Raw genomic sequence first — 14,006 nt, 5'->3', positions numbered from 1 at the left:
CTCATGGCAGCCAAGAAAGTGATCTCCGTGGTGGGGGCGACCGGATCCCAGGGAGGCGGTCTCGTCCACGCGATTCTCGACGATCCCCGCGGGCAGTTCACGGTGCGCGCGATCACCCGGAGTGCGCAGTCGACCGCGGCGCGGGAGTTGACCGGTGCCGGGGCCGAAGTGGTGGAGGCTGACCTGGAAGACGGTCAAAGCATGCTCCGCGCCTTCGACGGCGCAGACGGCGCCTTCATCGTCACGAACTACTGGGCCGAGCAGTCTGCGGAGGACGAAGCTCGGCGGACGCGAGCCGCCAGGGAGATCGCACAGGTCGAGACGGCCGCGCTCGCCGCCAAGAAAGCCGGCGTCGGACACGTGGTGTGGTCCACCTTGGAAGACACCCGCGACCATTTCGGCACCGATGACCGCGTGCCGACCGTCGACGGGCGGTTCAAGGTGCCGCACTTCGACGCCAAAGCGGAGGCGGATGACATCTTCCGTTCCCACGGCCTGCCGACGACATTCCTGCGCACCACGCTCTTCTTCGAAGGCTTCGCCGGCGCGCTGGCCCCGATCCGAGGTGACGACGGCGTGCTGCGGCTGACGCTGCCGATGGCAGACCAACCGATGTCGGGCATCGCCGTCGCCGACATCGGAAAAACGGCGCTGCACCTGTTCGCCCACGGCACCGAGTTCATCGGCAGGACCGTCAGCATCGCGGGTGACCACTTGACGGGTGACCAGTACGCGGCGGCGTTGAGCGAGGATCTCGGCGAGGAGGTCGCCTACAGCCCCGTGAGCTGGGACGAGTTCCGCGCGCAGGGGTTTCCCGGCGCCGTGGAGATGGGCAACATGTTTCAGTACTACGCGGAGAACTCCGCCCGATTCGTCGGCGACCGCGAGCTGGCCCAGGTGCGGGAACTCAATCCGGAACTACAGTCCTTTCGGGACTGGCTCGAGCTGCGCCGCAACGCACTTCACACCACTGAATGAGAATCGTCGACGGAAGTCTCCGGCCTGCTCGCTGCCCTCGGATGGTCCGCCGATCAGCAGGTCGACTATTCGACGATGAAGACCGGAATCTGCCTCGAGGTCTTCGTCTGGTACTCGGCGTACGGGGGATAGGCCGCAACGGCCAGCGCCCACCAGTGCTCGCGTTCGTCGCCCTCGATCTCACGCGCGGTGCCCTCGAGCACCTTGTCGCCGTCTTGAACGGTCACCGACGGGTTCGCCTTGACGTTGAAGTACCAGCTCGGGTGCTTCGGATCGCCGCCTTTTGACGCCACCATGGCGTACCGACCGTTCTCCTCGACGCGCATCAGCGGTACGTACCGCTTCTTGCCCGACTGCGCACCCGTTGTGGTGAAAAGGACGACCGGCCGGTCGAGGATCTCGACGCCGTCGGTGGTGCCTTGCGCCAGGATGCGCTGGGTCTGTTCGCGGACCCAGTCGGTGGGGCTCAGTTCAGCTTGTTCACTCATGTCGGTCAGCAACCCACCGCGTCGCCGAGACATTCCCCGACGCTGCGCTTCGGGGCGCGGCCATCGCAGCCCGCGCCATCAGCGGCCGGCACGAGAGCCGCGCAATCCGAGCGTGCGGCGGCCCGCTGCGATCAATTGGTCGCGCAGGGTCTCGTCGTCGACGTCGCCGTAGTCGACGCCCGCCGCGGAGGCGATTCCCGACATGACCAGCGCGGCCTTCACCTGCCCGCTCAAACCTGGTTCGACGTCGGCGAACAGCATCAGCTGCCGCTCGACGAGAGTGCGCCACTCCGTTCGGCTGCGCAGGAGCTCGACGACGCCGGGGTCGCCGGACAGTAGTGGTATCAGCGCGCGGTTCCGTGCGGCGACATCCGCATAGCCGCCCAGCATGTGGTCGGCGCGTGCGTGCGGGGTGCGATGTGTCTCGGCCGCCTCGACGAGCTTGGTGACCTCGGCGATGACCGGTTCCATCACTGCGCTCAAGAGTTCGTCGCGCGTGCGGAAGTGGTGATAGATGGCCGATTTCGTCAGTCCGAGTTCGTCGGAGATCATCTGCAACGACGTGCCCGCGACGCTGTGTCGCTTGAACAACTCGATCGCGACCTCGATGAGTCGCTGCCGGGTGGGGCCACCGGACTCCACTGAGTGGCTGCTCACATCTCCGCCCCCATTGTCGGGTCCCTTACACCCTCACCTTAACTGACCGACCGTACAGCCGTCTCCTGTACGTTTGGTCAGTAGACAACTGTACGAATGGTCAGGTGTTGCGAGTTCGAGGAGCCCAGGATGACGACCTATGATTCGCCGGAGGCGGCCCCCAGCTCCGCACACGTGCTGGACACTCTCGACTTCTTTCACGACCCGACACTGAACGTGGACCCGTATCCGGTACTCGACCGCATGCGCGCGGCGAGCCCTGTGCTCCGCGAACCGGTACACGGCGTCATGGTGGTCACCGGCTACGACGAAGTGCTCGCCATCGTGGGTGACCCCGAGACGTTCTCGTCGTGCAATTCGACGACCGGGCCCATCCCGGGCTTTCCCGTTCCCCTGGAGGGGCTCGACGGGGCCGAGGTCAGTGCGCTGATCGACGCGCACCGCGACGAGCTGCCGTTCAGCGATCAGCTCCCGTCGTTCGACCCACCCGTGCACACCGCGCATCGGTCGCTGCTGTCGCGTCTGATCACGCCCAAGCGGCTCAAGTCGAACGAGGAGTTCATGTGGCGGCTTGCCGACCGGGTGCTCGACTCGTTCGTGGCGCGCGGCGGCGGTGAGTTCATCGGCGAGGTCGCCAGCCCCTTTGCGCTCCTCGTCATCGCCGATCTGTTGGGTGTGCCCGAAGAAGACCATGCCGAACTCACCGAGGTGCTGACCGGGGGCAACTCCCTGGGCAGTACCGACGGCGAGGCCGTCATGGCGCACTCTCCGCTGGAGTACCTCTACACGCGCTTCGCCGACTACATCGACGAGCGGCGCAGGACGCCGGGCGGTGACGTATTGACCGAGATGGCGCTCGCCACGTTCCCGGACGGTTCCACGCCCGAGGTCATCGACGTCGTCCGCGTGGCGGCCAACCTGTTCTCGGCCGGCCAGGAGACGACCGTGCGGCTGCTGTCCTCTGCGCTCAAGCTGCTCGCCGAGGACCGCGAGCTCCAGCAGCGGCTGCGGGCGACTCCGGACGACATCCCCAACTTCATCGAAGAAGCGCTGCGGTTCGAGAGCCCCATCAAGGGTGACTTCCGGCTGGCGCGGGCCGCGGCGACGGTCGGCGGGGTCGAGATCCCCGCGGGCACGACGCTGATGGCGCATTACGGCGCCGCCAATCGCGACCCCCGTCAGTTCGAGAATCCAGACGTGTTCGACCCGGACCGTCCGAATGCGCGCCGCCACATCGGGTTCGGCAGGGGCGTGCACAGCTGCATCGGCGCGCCGCTTGCCCGCGCCGAGGGCAGAGTGATCATTCAGCGACTACTCGAGCGGACCGCCGACATCACACTCGACGCCGACGCGCACGGCCCCGTCCATGATCGCCGCTTCGACTACGTACCGACCTACATCCTGCGCGGACTCATGAAGCTCCACGTGAGCGTCGAATGAGGGTCTTTGTCGACGACGATTCGTGCCGCGGCCACGGCGTCTGCGCCGCGGTGTGCCCCTCGGTCTTCGTCATCACCGACGGTGGCTACGCCGAGGCCGTCGAGGACGACATCTCGCCCGAGCTCGAGTCTTCGGTGCGCGAGGCGGTCGACGGCTGCCCCGAACGCGCCATCCACGTCAAAGAGGAGAACCATGTCAACTGATTTCGACCACAGGGAACGTAAGGCCTTCGACCTGTCCGACAAGGTCGTCGTGGTGGTGGGAGCGGGACAGAGCCCGGGGCCCGGCATGGGTAACGGGCGCGCGATCTCCATCCTGGCGGCGCGTCACGGTGCGCAAGTCGTGGCGGTCGACCTGAACCCGGCGGCGGTGAAGGAGACCGTCGACATGATCCTCTCCGAGGGGGGTAACGCCTACGCCATCGAGGCGGACGTCTCCGAAAAGGACGATTGCCAACGCATCTTCGACACGGCGATGGCGACCAGCGGACGCGTCGACGGCATGGTCTACAGCGTCGCGACCAATCCGCCGTTCGACTTCGAGACGAACTCGATGACCGTCGAGAACTTCAACCGCGGCATCAACGTCAACATGCTCGGGTGCTACTACTGCAATCTCTTTGCCGCGCAATGCATGGAGCGCAACCCGGGGGACTCCACCGGCAGCATCGTCAACATCTCGTCGATCGCGAGCATGAAGAACGAACTCGGGCTCAACATCGGCATCATGCCCTACGCGTTGGGCAAGTGCGGCCTCAACCAGATCACCGAACTTACCGCCGTGCAGTTCGCGGCGGCGGGCATCCGCGCCAACACGCTCATGCTGGGTCCCATCAACTCCGTTCTCGCCAACCGGGATTCGAAATCGCTGTTCGGTTTGGACGCCGACGAGGCGACGCAGCGACACAACGAGGTCGTCAAGCTCAAGATGGGCCGCGGCAGCGTCTGGGAATCGGCCTATGCCGCACTCTATCTACTCGCCGACGAGTCACGATTCATGACCGGCCAGCAGATCCGCCTCGACGGCGGCGCCACTCTGGTGCGGTGATCCGGCGGTCTCCGGCACAAGTGCCGATTCAGCGCCCTGTGATCTTGTTGGCGATGGTGCCGATTCTGCTGGTGTGGCCGAGGCCTTTTGCTTCGCGCCGGTCGGCGGTGCGGTAGAGCGCGTACATGCTCTGCACCCCGAGCCAGCGTAACGGCTCGGGTTCCCAACGCCGCACTCGCCGGCCGACCCACGGTAGCCCGGTGAGGTGGGTTTGCCGCCCAAGCACCAGATCGGCCAGCGAGCGGCCTGCGAGGTTGGTGGTCGTGAGCCCGCTGCCCACATAGCCGCCTGCCGTGCCCAGCCCAGTGGTGCGGTCGAAGTCGACTGTTGCGGTCCAGTCCCGGGGTACGCCGAGCACGCCGCACCAAGCGTGCTCGATCGGCACGTCGGCTGTCGCGGGGAACATGTCGCGGGTCAGTGCGGTGAGCGCGTCGATGGTCCACTGCTGGGTCGCGCCGCGGTCGTCCAGACGTGAGCCGAAGCGGTAGGGAATCCCGCGGCCGCCGAGGGCGATGCGGTTGTCCGCCGTGCGCTGGGCATACATGTAGCCGTGCGCGTAGTCGCCGAGCAATTCCGCACCCCGCCAGCCGATCCGGTCGTGCACGTCCGTGGGCAGCGGAGCGGTGACGATCATCGATGAGTTCATCGGCAGCCAGCTTCGCTTCTGCCCTTCGATGCTGCCGGTGAATCCCTCCAGACAGCGCAACACCGTTGGGGCGCGGACGGTGCCTCGGTCGCTGACGGCGCGGCCCGCCTCGATACGCCTGACGGTGGTCTGCTCGTACAGCGTGACGCCGAGGCGCTCAACGACCTCGGCGAGTCCCTGCACCAGTTTGGCTGGCTGCACGCGGGCACAGTGCGGGCTGAACACGCCACCGAGGGACCCAGCGACGCGGATGCGGTCGTCCATCTCGGCGCGGCTGAGTTCGGCGAAATCCTCCGGGCCTGCGCCCCAGGCGTATTCGTACTGCAGACCGGCGCGCAGCCGCTCCAGCTGCGCACGGTTGCGTGCCACGTGTAGCAGCCCGTCCTTGGCGATGTCGGCCTCGATGCCCTCGGCCTCGGCGACCGCAATCACCTCGTCGACGGCCTCGCGCATGGCGCGCATCAGGTCGACCACGCCTTGATGACCATGGGTCGAGGCGTAAGCGTCCCGTGAGCCCGCGAGTTCGGCCGAAAGCCATCCGCCGTTGCGACCCGACGCGCCGAAGCCGGCGAACTCGCTCTCGAGTATCACGATGCGAAGGTCGGGCTGCTGGCGCTTGAGGTAGTAGGCCGTCCACAGCCCGGTGAATCCCGCTCCGACGATGCACACGTCGGCGTCCCGGTCGCCTGGTAGCGCGGGGCGCGGCTGGGGCAGCCCGATCGACCGGTACCAGAACGACACGCCGCCGTTGACGGGACGCTGGCCTAGGGAAGCCATGTTTTCCTCTCGAGAGTGAATGGGGTCAGGGCCCCGGTGGGGATCAGGCGGTAGCAAGGACCGAGGCGTCCTGCGCGCGGAAGGTCAGCCATACGGGATCGTCGGCATGCACAGGAACCAGTGTCCCTGTGGCACTTTCGCGGACGAGCACGGTGGTGCCGTCGGTAAGACGTACTTCGACCTTGCGCGCGTTGCCGAAGTAGATGTGCTGGATGACGCGGCCTGGCACCGCGTTCTCGGCTGCCGGTTCGCCGTCGCCGGCGTGGAGGCAGATCCGCTCGGGCCGCACGATCACGGTGACGTTCTGCGTGTCGGGGTGGTCGCCGCGGGTGGCAGTCAGCGCACGACCGTTGGTGTGTACTCGGCCGCCCTCGAGTGTGCCCTCGAACAATGACGATTCGCCGAGGAACTGTGCGACGAACAGGCTGTTGGGGTACTCGTACAGCTCTGACGGGGTACCGATCTGCTGTATCCGGCCGTCGTTGAACACCGCGATCCGGTCGGAGAGCACCAGAGCCTCGTCCTGGTCGTGCGTGACGTAGACGAACGTGGTGCCCAGTTCGGCGTGAATGCGCTTGATCTCCAGTTGCAGCGTGTCGCGCAGCTTCTTGTCGAGGGCGCCGAGGGGTTCGTCCATCAGCAGCACTCGGGGGTTGTACACCATGGCGCGCGCCAGGGCGACCCGTTGCTGTTGACCGCCCGACAGCTCCTTGGGCTTGCGTCGCCCGAGATGTTCGAGGCCGACGGTACGCAGCGCGTCCGCCACCATCGTGGCGCGCTGCGTCTTGCCGATACCGCGCTGTCGCAACGGATACTCGACATTGTCGGCGACGCTCATGTGCGGAAAGAGCGCGTAGTGCTGGAACACCATGCCGATGTTGCGTTTGTTGGGCGGGAGGTTGGCGACGTCGTCGCCGTCGATCGTCAATTCGCCTTCAGTGACGTCGACGAAGCCGGCGATCATGTTGAGCGTGGTCGTCTTGCCCGAGCCGCTGGGCCCCAGCATGGTGAGGAATTCGCCAGGACGCGCGTCGAGATCGATGGCGTCGACCGCGGTGACCGAGCCGTAGCGTTTGGTCAGTCCCCGCAGTCTGATGGCGGCGCCGTGCGGCGGGTGATCATCGGACACGGTTCCTCCTGATGACGAAGATGCTGGCGAGGATGGTCAGCGCCGTGGTGAGCGCAAGGATCACGGTGGCCGCGGCGGCGATCGTGGGGTCGGTGTCTCGCGTGACCGACGCGTACATGCGCACCGGAAGTGTTTGCAGATAGGGACTTTGGATGAACAGCGACAACACCACCTCGTCGAAGCTGGTGGCGAACGCGAACAGCGCCCCAGACAAGACGCCAGGGGCCACCTGGGGCAGCGTCACGGTGCGAAACGTCGTCCACCGGTTCGCTCCGCAGATCGCCGCGGCATCTTCCAGCCGTCGGTCGAACCCCTGCAGGCTGGCGCTCACAGGGATGATCACGAACGGCAGGGCCAGCACGCTGTGTGCCACCACGAAACCTGTTGTGGTGCCGAGCAGGTTGAGCCGCAGATAGATCGCATAGATGCCGATCGCCACCACGATCACCGGGACGATCATCGGCGAGAGCAGCAGCGCGCGTACTCCCTGGTCGCCGAAGAAGCGCGTCCTGCTGAAAGCCACCGCGGCCGCGGTGCCACATACCGTCGCCACAATGGCCACCAGCACGCCGACGCGGAGGCTGGCCTCCAGCGACCAGAGCCACGAGGGATCAGTGAAGAAGTTGGCATACCACTGGGTGGACCATCCGGTGGGTGGGAAATTGAACGACGGTCGGTCGGTGAAACTGAGCGGGATGACGATCAGCGACGGCGCGACAAGCCACACCGCCACGACCGCGCAGAACACCAGAAGCACCGCACGCCACAACGTGCTGCTACGCCGGATCATGAGGCTGCTCCTGTCGGGAGGCGCGGCGCAACACCAGTATCAGCACCGCGAGGACCAGGAGCGTCAGCAACAACAGCACCACGCCCATCGCGCCGCCCCGGCCCCACTGCAGCAGGCCGTTGACCTGGACGTAGATCTGCTGGCTGATGAGCGCGTTGTCCGGTGCCCCGAGTAGAGCCGGCGTGACGTAGAACCCCAGGCTGCTGATGAACACCATCAGACATCCTGCGCCGATGCCGGGCATCGTCAACGGCACCCAGATCCGCGCGAACGAGGTCAGCGGACGGGCGCCCAGGCTCGACGATGCCAGGATGAGCCGGCGGTCCACACCCGACATCACCGCGTAGAGCGGTAACACCATGAACGGCAACAGGATCTGGCTCATCCCGATCACGACTCCGAGATTGGTCCGGATCAGTTGGACGCCGTCAAGGCCGACCAGGCCGAGCGCCTTCTGCGCGGGGCCGTTGTCCTGCAACAGAATCACCCACGCAAACGTGCGGACCATCAGGCTGGTCCAGAAGGGAACCAGCACCAACAGCGTGAGCACCGCCCGCACCTTCGGTCCGAAGGCGACCATCGCGTAGGCGTACGGGTAGCCGAGCACCAGACAGATGACGGTCACTTCGAGGCCGGTGATGAACGTGCGGAACAGCACCTGTCGTTGCACCGCATCGCCGATGTACCAGGTGAAGTTGTCCAGTCCGGCAAAGGGATCGGTGAACGCACGCCACAGCATCACAGCCAGCGGCACCGCGAAGATCCCGATGACGAGCACGAGCGCGGGCGCCAGCAGGGCGTAGGCGGCGCGGCGCCTGCGTTGGGCTCCTGCGGCCTCGGTACCGGTGCGCGGCGGTGCCGCTGTCCCGGAGAGAACGTCGACTACGGTCATGGATTGCCGGACCCTCTACTTGGCAAGCCAATCCGTGTAGGCCCCGACCATGTCGTCGTTGTTCTTGGACCACCAGGCGAGGTCGACCGGGAACCGGTCCTCGAGGCGCTCGGGGGTAGTGGTGAGGTAACTGGTGGCCAGCGCGTCGAGCTGCGGTTTGGCGTCCACGTTGACGGGGCTGTAGGACGTCAGCTCGGTCAGTTTGGCCTGCTGCTGGGCCCCGAGGTAGTAGTTGATCAACGCCATGGACGCCTTCGGGTTCTTCGCGCCCTTCGGCACGGCGATCGTGTCGGCTTCCGGCATCCACTGCTCCCACATGGGTGCGAACGGCGCGCCGTTCTTCACCGCGGAATAGGCACGTCCGCTCCAGACCAACGCCATGTCGACCTGTCCGCCCTCGATGAGCTGCTGGGCATGCGCGCCACTGTTCCAGAACACGATGTCGTCGCGGATCGAGGACAGCTTGGCCAGCGCGCGGGGGGCGTCGATGGGATAGACCTTGTCCGGGGCGACCCCGTCGGCCAGGAGCGCGCCCTCCAGTACGCCCGGGTCCAGTTCGCCCGCGATGCCCTGAACGGCCCGCTTGCCGGGGAATTTCGTGGTGTCGTAGAAGTCGGCCCAGGTCTTGGGCGGGTTGGCGGCGTACTTTTCGGTGTTGTACACCACGATGAGGCCGTATCCCATGGCCGGTACCGAACAGTCGTCCGTCTTTGCGCCCGCCGGGATCTTGCTGATGTCGACGATGCTGGTGTCGAGCGGCATGAAGAGTTCGCCGCAGTGCTGGGCGGTGAAGACGTTGGTGGTGTCGATTACGTCCCAGGTGACATTGCCGGACTCGACCTGGGACTTGATCTTGGTGCTCTCGGTGGGGCCGTCCTGCAGGATGCGCGCACCGGACTCCTTGGCGAACGGGTCGACGGCCGCCTCGGTCTGGCCGTCCTGGAAGATGCCGCCGTAGGACACGAAGGTCAGGGTGACGCCTTTGAGGGCGTCGGCTTTGACGGTGCCTGCTTTCGGCGGGCCGCTACCGAGGTCGACCTCGGCGCTGGGAGCCGGCCCCGAGGAACACGCGGCGGTGAGCAGGGCAGCGGCAACGCCACACCCGATCGTCTTGAGTGCAGTGGGCATGTGGACTCCTTCTGTGAAGCGTGGCGGGCGGTACGGGCTTGGGCGATAGGGTTTTCCGGCTGCGCTCACGCAGTCGGGGGACTGACGATCCACAGCAGCTCCGCTGAGGTGTCGCTGTGGTTGTGGACGGTGTGCGGTATCGAGGTCCGGTACTCCGCGGAGTCGCCGGCGTCGAGTCGGTGCAGCTTGCCGTCGAGTTCGAGCGCCAGGCAGCCGCTCACGACGATCAGCACCTCTTGAGAATCACCGTGCACGTAGGCCTCGCCCGCCGAACCGCCTGGGGCGAACTCGGCGGAGTACACCTCGAGATTCATCAACGGTTTCTGGGACAGCAGGTACTTGGCGCTGAGATCGGACACGTGGATCTCCGGCCGCTCTGCCTTGCGCAGGATCCGTGCCCCCTGGGCGCGGTGGTCTCCGAACAGGTCGGGCAGAGTGATCCCGAGTTCCTCGGCCAGCCGCCGCAGAGTCCCCACGCTGGCATTGACCTGACCCCGTTCCAGCTGGCTCAGGAACCCGGGCGAAATCTTCGCGCGGCCCGCGAGATCGCGCAGGCTGAGCTTGCGCATGAGTCTGAATTCTCTTATGCGGATGCCCATTTCGGCCTCGGCGCTCGACGCAGCCGAGCCGGGTCTCTCCTCGGCCAACGCCATAGGCGAACATCCACTCTCGTCCTGCAGAACCACACGTTCGTCATTGGTGAACAAAGTGTTCGTACGCGTGTCACACTATGTCCACCGGCAGGGATCGGCAACCGATACGGCGAAATCGTCTGCAGGAAACATGACCGCGGGGCACCGATCCCGACCGCCGGCTCAGCGAGGCGACGCCTCGAGTGAAGGTGCGCTGCACGCGATCGACAATGCACGGGAAGGCCGTCATGGGAGCACTAACTCATTTGCCACGTCACATCGTCATGGGCGACCTCGAGCCCAGTGGGCAGCGCGCCGGCGCTGACAGCGGAGACCCCCAACTGAGAACCCTGTCGGCCGAATCGGGGACCGAGGCGCAGGTGGGCATCTGGGAATGCGAGCCCGGAGGCTGGCCCATCGTGAACCGGCGGGACACCGAAACCTGCTACATCATCTCGGGTCGCGCTCGGATCACCGACGACGCGACGGGTCGCGTGGTTGAGGTCGGCGCCGGTGACTTCGTCATTCTGCCAAGGGGCTGGTCCGGCCGGTGGGACGTCATCGAGACGATTCGCAAGGCGTACACCGTCTTCTGAGAGGTTGCGATCGAACGGAGGACGCATGAAGTGCATCGTCATCGGAGCCGGGGCGTGGGGCTTGCCGACCGCCGCCGAGCTGGCGAGCCGCGGCCACGAGGTTCGCCTGGTCGACAGGCACGGGATCGGCAATCCCTTGTCGTCGTCGTGCGGTCCGACGCGCATGTGGCGGCTCGGTGACCCCGATCCGGTCCGAGTCCGATTGGCGGTGCGGGCGGTCGCGGCGATGAAGCGTCTCGAGGAAGCCACGGCCACAACCGTTCACGAACGTCGTGGTCTGCTCTGGCGCGATACGGCGACGAACAACGCCACCGCGTCGACCTGCGTCGAACTGGGCATCGCGCACGAGGGAGTGAGAGCGGCGGATGTGGCGAACTACCTGCCGGGTCTCCGTGCCGACGGGCGAGACGCGGTGTGGCTGCCCGACGCCGGCATCGTGTTCGCCGAACGGGCGCTTCAGGCGCAATACGCGCGGTTCTGCCGCGCCGGCGGTCGCTACGGCCACGCCCGCGGTGTCGTCGAGATCGACGAGCGGCCGAATGGTCTGTCGGTGACCTACTCCGATCGGACCCGGGAGGACGCCGATGCGATCGTCGTCGCGGCCGGCCCCGAATCGGCGTTTCTGCTGCAGCACTTGGGTATCGAGGTGCCGCTGTATCCCTACCTCGAGCAAGTCGTGCACTTCGGCGATGCCGACGGCGGGGCTCGCACCGACGGCTTCCCGTGCCTGTTCGACGGAGAGGTCGAAGACGGCGAGGGGAGGATCTACGCGATGCCCACGCCTGGCCTCGGATACAAGGTCGGCCTGGATCAGCCGATTGGCGACTATCACGCTGGTGAGCCTGACCGCACGCCGAGACCCGAACGTACTGAAGGGATCCGCCGACGGGTATCCCGTGATTTCGCGTCGATACCTGCCACGGTCGTCGATGCGCAAGTGTGCTCCTGGACCGACACGGCCGACGGTCAATTCATCATGGACGCGCTGCCCAGTGGCCTCGTGTTCGGATGCGGATGCATCGGCGAAGGGTTCAAGTACTCCGCGCTGATGGGCGAGATTCTCGCCGACCTCGCGGAAGGGCGACCTCAGGACGACGATGTGAGATCGTTCCGCCTCGCACGGTTCCGCGGCCGGTCGTTTCCCGCTCGACGCACCCCCACGCATCTCGGCTCGACCGGTGTCCCGGCCACCCCGGCGGAGTAAGGCTAGCTCTCGAGCCCAGGTGCATCAGCGGAAGCGAGGCTGTCCGCGTCCGCTCGGCTTAAGTGAGCCGTGCCGATCTCCATGAGGAGCACTCCGCGCAGCCGCTGCCGAGGTGAGTGGGGCGACGACCATGAAATGACTCCGCCGCGTCGGGCGTCTTCACCTGTGTGACCGCTTCGACCGCGATAGCCAGGGAGCTCGCACCCCTATGGCAGGGCCAAGCTGCGAATGGCGCCATGCGAAAGAGGTATCCGATGGGCGGATCGCCGACGCGACGGATCTGCGCGGTCCTGTGTGCGACGTTCGGTCTACTGCTCGGTGCGCCCGTTTCGCACGCGGAATCCCCACACGATCGGAGCCTGACGGTGTCCGGGGACGTGCACGCCGCCCTCGACCTCACGACATCTGAACTGCGTGCGTATCCGAGCCGGACCGAGCTCGTGACATTCGTGACCGATGCCGGTCCGCAGACCCACGTCTACGAGGGCGCCCCACTCGAGGCGTTGATCACCGCTTCACAACCGATCGTCGACGACGCGGCCGAACATCCCCTCCTCACCGTCGCCATCGTCGCAATCGGCGGCGACGGATACGCAGCCACCTTGTCGTGGGCCGACGCGGCGCCGCCTCTGGCGCGACGACCGGCGCTCGTCGCCTGGATGGAGGACGGCGTGTGGTTGGACGGGCCTCGTCTCGTCGTCCCGGGCGATGTCGGCGGCGCCCGCTACGTGAAGGGCCTCAGCGAGTTGCGCGTCGTTCAGCTGGCCCCGGAATGACGGTATGGGCGTGCGGTGACTACGAAGCGGTGGCCCGGCGAATCGCCGGGATCGCCGAGCACGTGGTGGACGCCGTCGGGGAGCGGTACCCACTGAAGGGTGCGGCGGTGGTGGATCTAGCCTGTGGCACCGGCACGGCCGCACGCGCCGCAGCCACTCGCGGAGCGCACGTGATCGGTGTGGATCTGACGCCCGAGCTGGTCGCCATCGGTGCAAAACAAGCGTGCGACGACGGACTCGACGTGGCGTGGGCGGTCGCCGACGCCACCGAGACCGGCCTCGAATCCGGCTCGATCGACGCCGTGGTCTCGAGTGTGGGGATCATCTTCGTCGAGCCCGCTGCTCAAGTCGCAGAGCTGGCAAGACTCCTCAAACCGGGGGGCCTGCTCGGCCTCTCGGCGTGGGTCCGGGTGGAGCACAACCCGTTGATCGATCCGATGGAGAGGGTTCTGGGGCCCGCGCCCGGCAGTGCGTTCGCCCCCGATGAATGGGGCGAGACCGCCACCGCTCTGGCACGGTTGTGGTCCGCGTTCACCGACATCCGCATCACCACCGCTTCCCACCGCTGGGAGTTCGCCTCTGTAGCAGAAGCAATAGGCTTCATTGCGGAGAAGTCGCCGATGCACGTCAGCGCCGTCAACCGTGCCGGCGACGAGCGGGAGACGTTGATCGACGCCTTCGAGACAGCATTCGCCGGACACGTGGGTGCGGACGGCCGGGTGGCCTTCGACGCGCCGTACCGGGTCATCACCGCACAGCGGCGGCCCGCGTGACACAGATGAACACAAAACCTTTGGTGTTCGAGCAGAGCAGCGAATCATGCAGC

At 66.4% G+C, this 14,006-nt stretch carries 16 protein-coding genes; 8 read left to right on the top strand and 8 right to left on the bottom strand.

All coding sequences use genetic code 11. The features are described from left to right. Positions 1–3 precede the first annotated feature (3 nt). Positions 4–978, top strand: a complete 975-nt coding sequence (locus I7X18_RS28065) for an NmrA/HSCARG family protein (protein ID WP_193045518.1) — start codon at positions 4–6, stop codon at positions 976–978. Positions 979–1,043: 65 nt separating this feature from the next. Here the strand turns inward: I7X18_RS28065 and I7X18_RS28060 are convergent, their stop codons facing one another. Beyond that, the gene (locus I7X18_RS28060; protein ID WP_193045519.1) at positions 1,044–1,466 is read right to left on the bottom strand and encodes a nitroreductase family deazaflavin-dependent oxidoreductase; all 423 of its coding nucleotides are present in this window, start codon (positions 1,464–1,466) and stop codon (positions 1,044–1,046) included. 78 nt (positions 1,467–1,544) lie between these two features. Next, positions 1,545–2,123, bottom strand: coding sequence for a TetR/AcrR family transcriptional regulator (locus I7X18_RS28055; RefSeq protein WP_193045520.1), 579 nt, complete (start codon positions 2,121–2,123; stop codon positions 1,545–1,547). Positions 2,124–2,252: 129 nt separating this feature from the next. Between I7X18_RS28055 and I7X18_RS28050 the strand changes: the two genes are divergently transcribed. Genes I7X18_RS28050 through I7X18_RS28040 form a run of 3 tightly spaced genes read left to right on the top strand, consistent with a single transcriptional unit; the run spans position 2,253 to position 4,610 of the window. Continuing rightward, complete coding sequence (locus I7X18_RS28050) at positions 2,253–3,563, top strand: cytochrome P450 (protein ID WP_193045521.1); 1,311 nt, start codon at positions 2,253–2,255, stop codon at positions 3,561–3,563. Then, positions 3,560–3,766 (top strand): ferredoxin, encoded by a 207-nt coding sequence (locus I7X18_RS28045; protein WP_193045522.1) that lies wholly within the window; start codon positions 3,560–3,562, stop codon positions 3,764–3,766. The genes I7X18_RS28050 and I7X18_RS28045 overlap by 4 nt, the downstream gene beginning before the upstream one ends. Continuing rightward, complete coding sequence (locus tag I7X18_RS28040; protein WP_193045523.1) at positions 3,756–4,610, top strand: SDR family NAD(P)-dependent oxidoreductase; 855 nt, start codon at positions 3,756–3,758, stop codon at positions 4,608–4,610. The genes I7X18_RS28045 and I7X18_RS28040 overlap by 11 nt, the downstream gene beginning before the upstream one ends. Before the next feature lie 28 nt (positions 4,611–4,638). On the opposite strand, the gene I7X18_RS28035 is transcribed toward I7X18_RS28040, so the two are convergent. The 6 genes from I7X18_RS28035 to I7X18_RS28010 all read right to left on the bottom strand — a co-directional run bounded on the left by I7X18_RS28035 (position 4,639) and on the right by I7X18_RS28010 (position 10,541). Continuing rightward, on the bottom strand, positions 4,639–6,033 hold the full coding sequence (locus I7X18_RS28035; RefSeq protein ID WP_193045524.1) for an NAD(P)/FAD-dependent oxidoreductase: 1,395 nt from the start codon (positions 6,031–6,033) through the stop codon (positions 4,639–4,641). A 43-nt stretch (positions 6,034–6,076) separates the two neighbouring features. After that, positions 6,077–7,162 (bottom strand): ABC transporter ATP-binding protein, encoded by a 1,086-nt coding sequence (locus I7X18_RS28030; protein WP_193045525.1) that lies wholly within the window; start codon positions 7,160–7,162, stop codon positions 6,077–6,079. Continuing rightward, entirely contained in the window at positions 7,152–7,952 is an 801-nt protein-coding gene (locus tag I7X18_RS28025; RefSeq protein ID WP_193045526.1) for an ABC transporter permease, read from the bottom strand. Before I7X18_RS28025 ends, I7X18_RS28030 begins: the two co-directional genes overlap by 11 nt. Further along, positions 7,939–8,844, bottom strand: coding sequence for an ABC transporter permease (locus I7X18_RS28020; protein ID WP_193045527.1), 906 nt, complete (start codon positions 8,842–8,844; stop codon positions 7,939–7,941). Before I7X18_RS28020 ends, I7X18_RS28025 begins: the two co-directional genes overlap by 14 nt. A 15-nt stretch (positions 8,845–8,859) precedes the next feature. Further along, on the bottom strand, positions 8,860–9,972 hold the full coding sequence (locus I7X18_RS28015; RefSeq protein ID WP_193045528.1) for an ABC transporter substrate-binding protein: 1,113 nt from the start codon (positions 9,970–9,972) through the stop codon (positions 8,860–8,862). Between the two features lie 65 nt (positions 9,973–10,037). After that, the gene (locus tag I7X18_RS28010) at positions 10,038–10,541 is read right to left on the bottom strand and encodes a helix-turn-helix domain-containing protein (RefSeq protein WP_193045529.1); all 504 of its coding nucleotides are present in this window, start codon (positions 10,539–10,541) and stop codon (positions 10,038–10,040) included. Positions 10,542–10,888: 347 nt separating this feature from the next. Between I7X18_RS28010 and I7X18_RS28005 the strand changes: the two genes are divergently transcribed. The 4 genes from I7X18_RS28005 (at position 10,889) to I7X18_RS27990 (ending at position 13,953) form a co-directional block, all read left to right on the top strand. Then, positions 10,889–11,200 carry a cupin domain-containing protein gene (locus I7X18_RS28005; protein WP_226863301.1) on the top strand — a complete coding sequence of 104 codons (312 nt, stop codon included), beginning with the start codon at positions 10,889–10,891 and terminating at the stop codon, positions 11,198–11,200. Between the two features lie 25 nt (positions 11,201–11,225). Then, positions 11,226–12,404, top strand: coding sequence for an NAD(P)/FAD-dependent oxidoreductase (locus tag I7X18_RS28000; protein ID WP_193045531.1), 1,179 nt, complete (start codon positions 11,226–11,228; stop codon positions 12,402–12,404). A 254-nt stretch (positions 12,405–12,658) separates the two neighbouring features. Beyond that, entirely contained in the window at positions 12,659–13,180 is a 522-nt protein-coding gene (locus tag I7X18_RS27995) for a molybdopterin-dependent oxidoreductase (RefSeq protein ID WP_226863302.1), read from the top strand. Beyond that, on the top strand, positions 13,177–13,953 hold the full coding sequence (locus tag I7X18_RS27990) for a class I SAM-dependent methyltransferase (protein WP_193045532.1): 777 nt from the start codon (positions 13,177–13,179) through the stop codon (positions 13,951–13,953). Before I7X18_RS27995 ends, I7X18_RS27990 begins: the two co-directional genes overlap by 4 nt. The last annotated feature ends 53 nt before the right edge of the window (positions 13,954–14,006 follow it).

The sequence above is a fragment of the Mycolicibacterium baixiangningiae genome, assembly GCF_016313185.1.
Lineage (GTDB): Bacteria > Actinomycetota > Actinomycetes > Mycobacteriales > Mycobacteriaceae > Mycobacterium > Mycobacterium baixiangningiae.
Note: the sequence above shows the minus strand (reverse complement) of the source record. Positions and strands in the feature narration are given on the sequence as shown.

What these genes read in the sequence shown, in the direction of transcription:
- I7X18_RS28020 (WP_193045527.1), bottom strand. Translation starts at nt 8,844, where the DNA reads ATGACCGTAGTCGACGTTCTCTCCGGGACAGCGGCACCGCCGCGCACC.
- I7X18_RS28015 (WP_193045528.1), bottom strand. Translation starts at nt 9,972, where the DNA reads ATGCCCACTGCACTCAAGACGATCGGGTGTGGCGTTGCCGCTGCCCTG.
- I7X18_RS28040 (WP_193045523.1), top strand. Translation starts at nt 3,756, where the DNA reads ATGTCAACTGATTTCGACCACAGGGAACGTAAGGCCTTCGACCTGTCC.
- I7X18_RS28045 (WP_193045522.1), top strand. Translation starts at nt 3,560, where the DNA reads ATGAGGGTCTTTGTCGACGACGATTCGTGCCGCGGCCACGGCGTCTGC.
- I7X18_RS28010 (WP_193045529.1), bottom strand. Translation starts at nt 10,541, where the DNA reads ATGCGCAAGCTCAGCCTGCGCGATCTCGCGGGCCGCGCGAAGATTTCG.
- I7X18_RS27995 (WP_226863302.1), top strand. Translation starts at nt 12,659, where the DNA reads ATGGGCGGATCGCCGACGCGACGGATCTGCGCGGTCCTGTGTGCGACG.
- I7X18_RS28035 (WP_193045524.1), bottom strand. Translation starts at nt 6,033, where the DNA reads ATGGCTTCCCTAGGCCAGCGTCCCGTCAACGGCGGCGTGTCGTTCTGG.
- I7X18_RS28065 (WP_193045518.1), top strand. Translation starts at nt 4, where the DNA reads ATGGCAGCCAAGAAAGTGATCTCCGTGGTGGGGGCGACCGGATCCCAG.
- I7X18_RS28025 (WP_193045526.1), bottom strand. Translation starts at nt 7,952, where the DNA reads ATGATCCGGCGTAGCAGCACGTTGTGGCGTGCGGTGCTTCTGGTGTTC.
- I7X18_RS27990 (WP_193045532.1), top strand. Translation starts at nt 13,177, where the DNA reads ATGACGGTATGGGCGTGCGGTGACTACGAAGCGGTGGCCCGGCGAATC.
- I7X18_RS28060 (WP_193045519.1), bottom strand. Translation starts at nt 1,466, where the DNA reads ATGAGTGAACAAGCTGAACTGAGCCCCACCGACTGGGTCCGCGAACAG.
- I7X18_RS28000 (WP_193045531.1), top strand. Translation starts at nt 11,226, where the DNA reads ATGAAGTGCATCGTCATCGGAGCCGGGGCGTGGGGCTTGCCGACCGCC.
- I7X18_RS28050 (WP_193045521.1), top strand. Translation starts at nt 2,253, where the DNA reads ATGACGACCTATGATTCGCCGGAGGCGGCCCCCAGCTCCGCACACGTG.
- I7X18_RS28005 (WP_226863301.1), top strand. Translation starts at nt 10,889, where the DNA reads ATGGGCGACCTCGAGCCCAGTGGGCAGCGCGCCGGCGCTGACAGCGGA.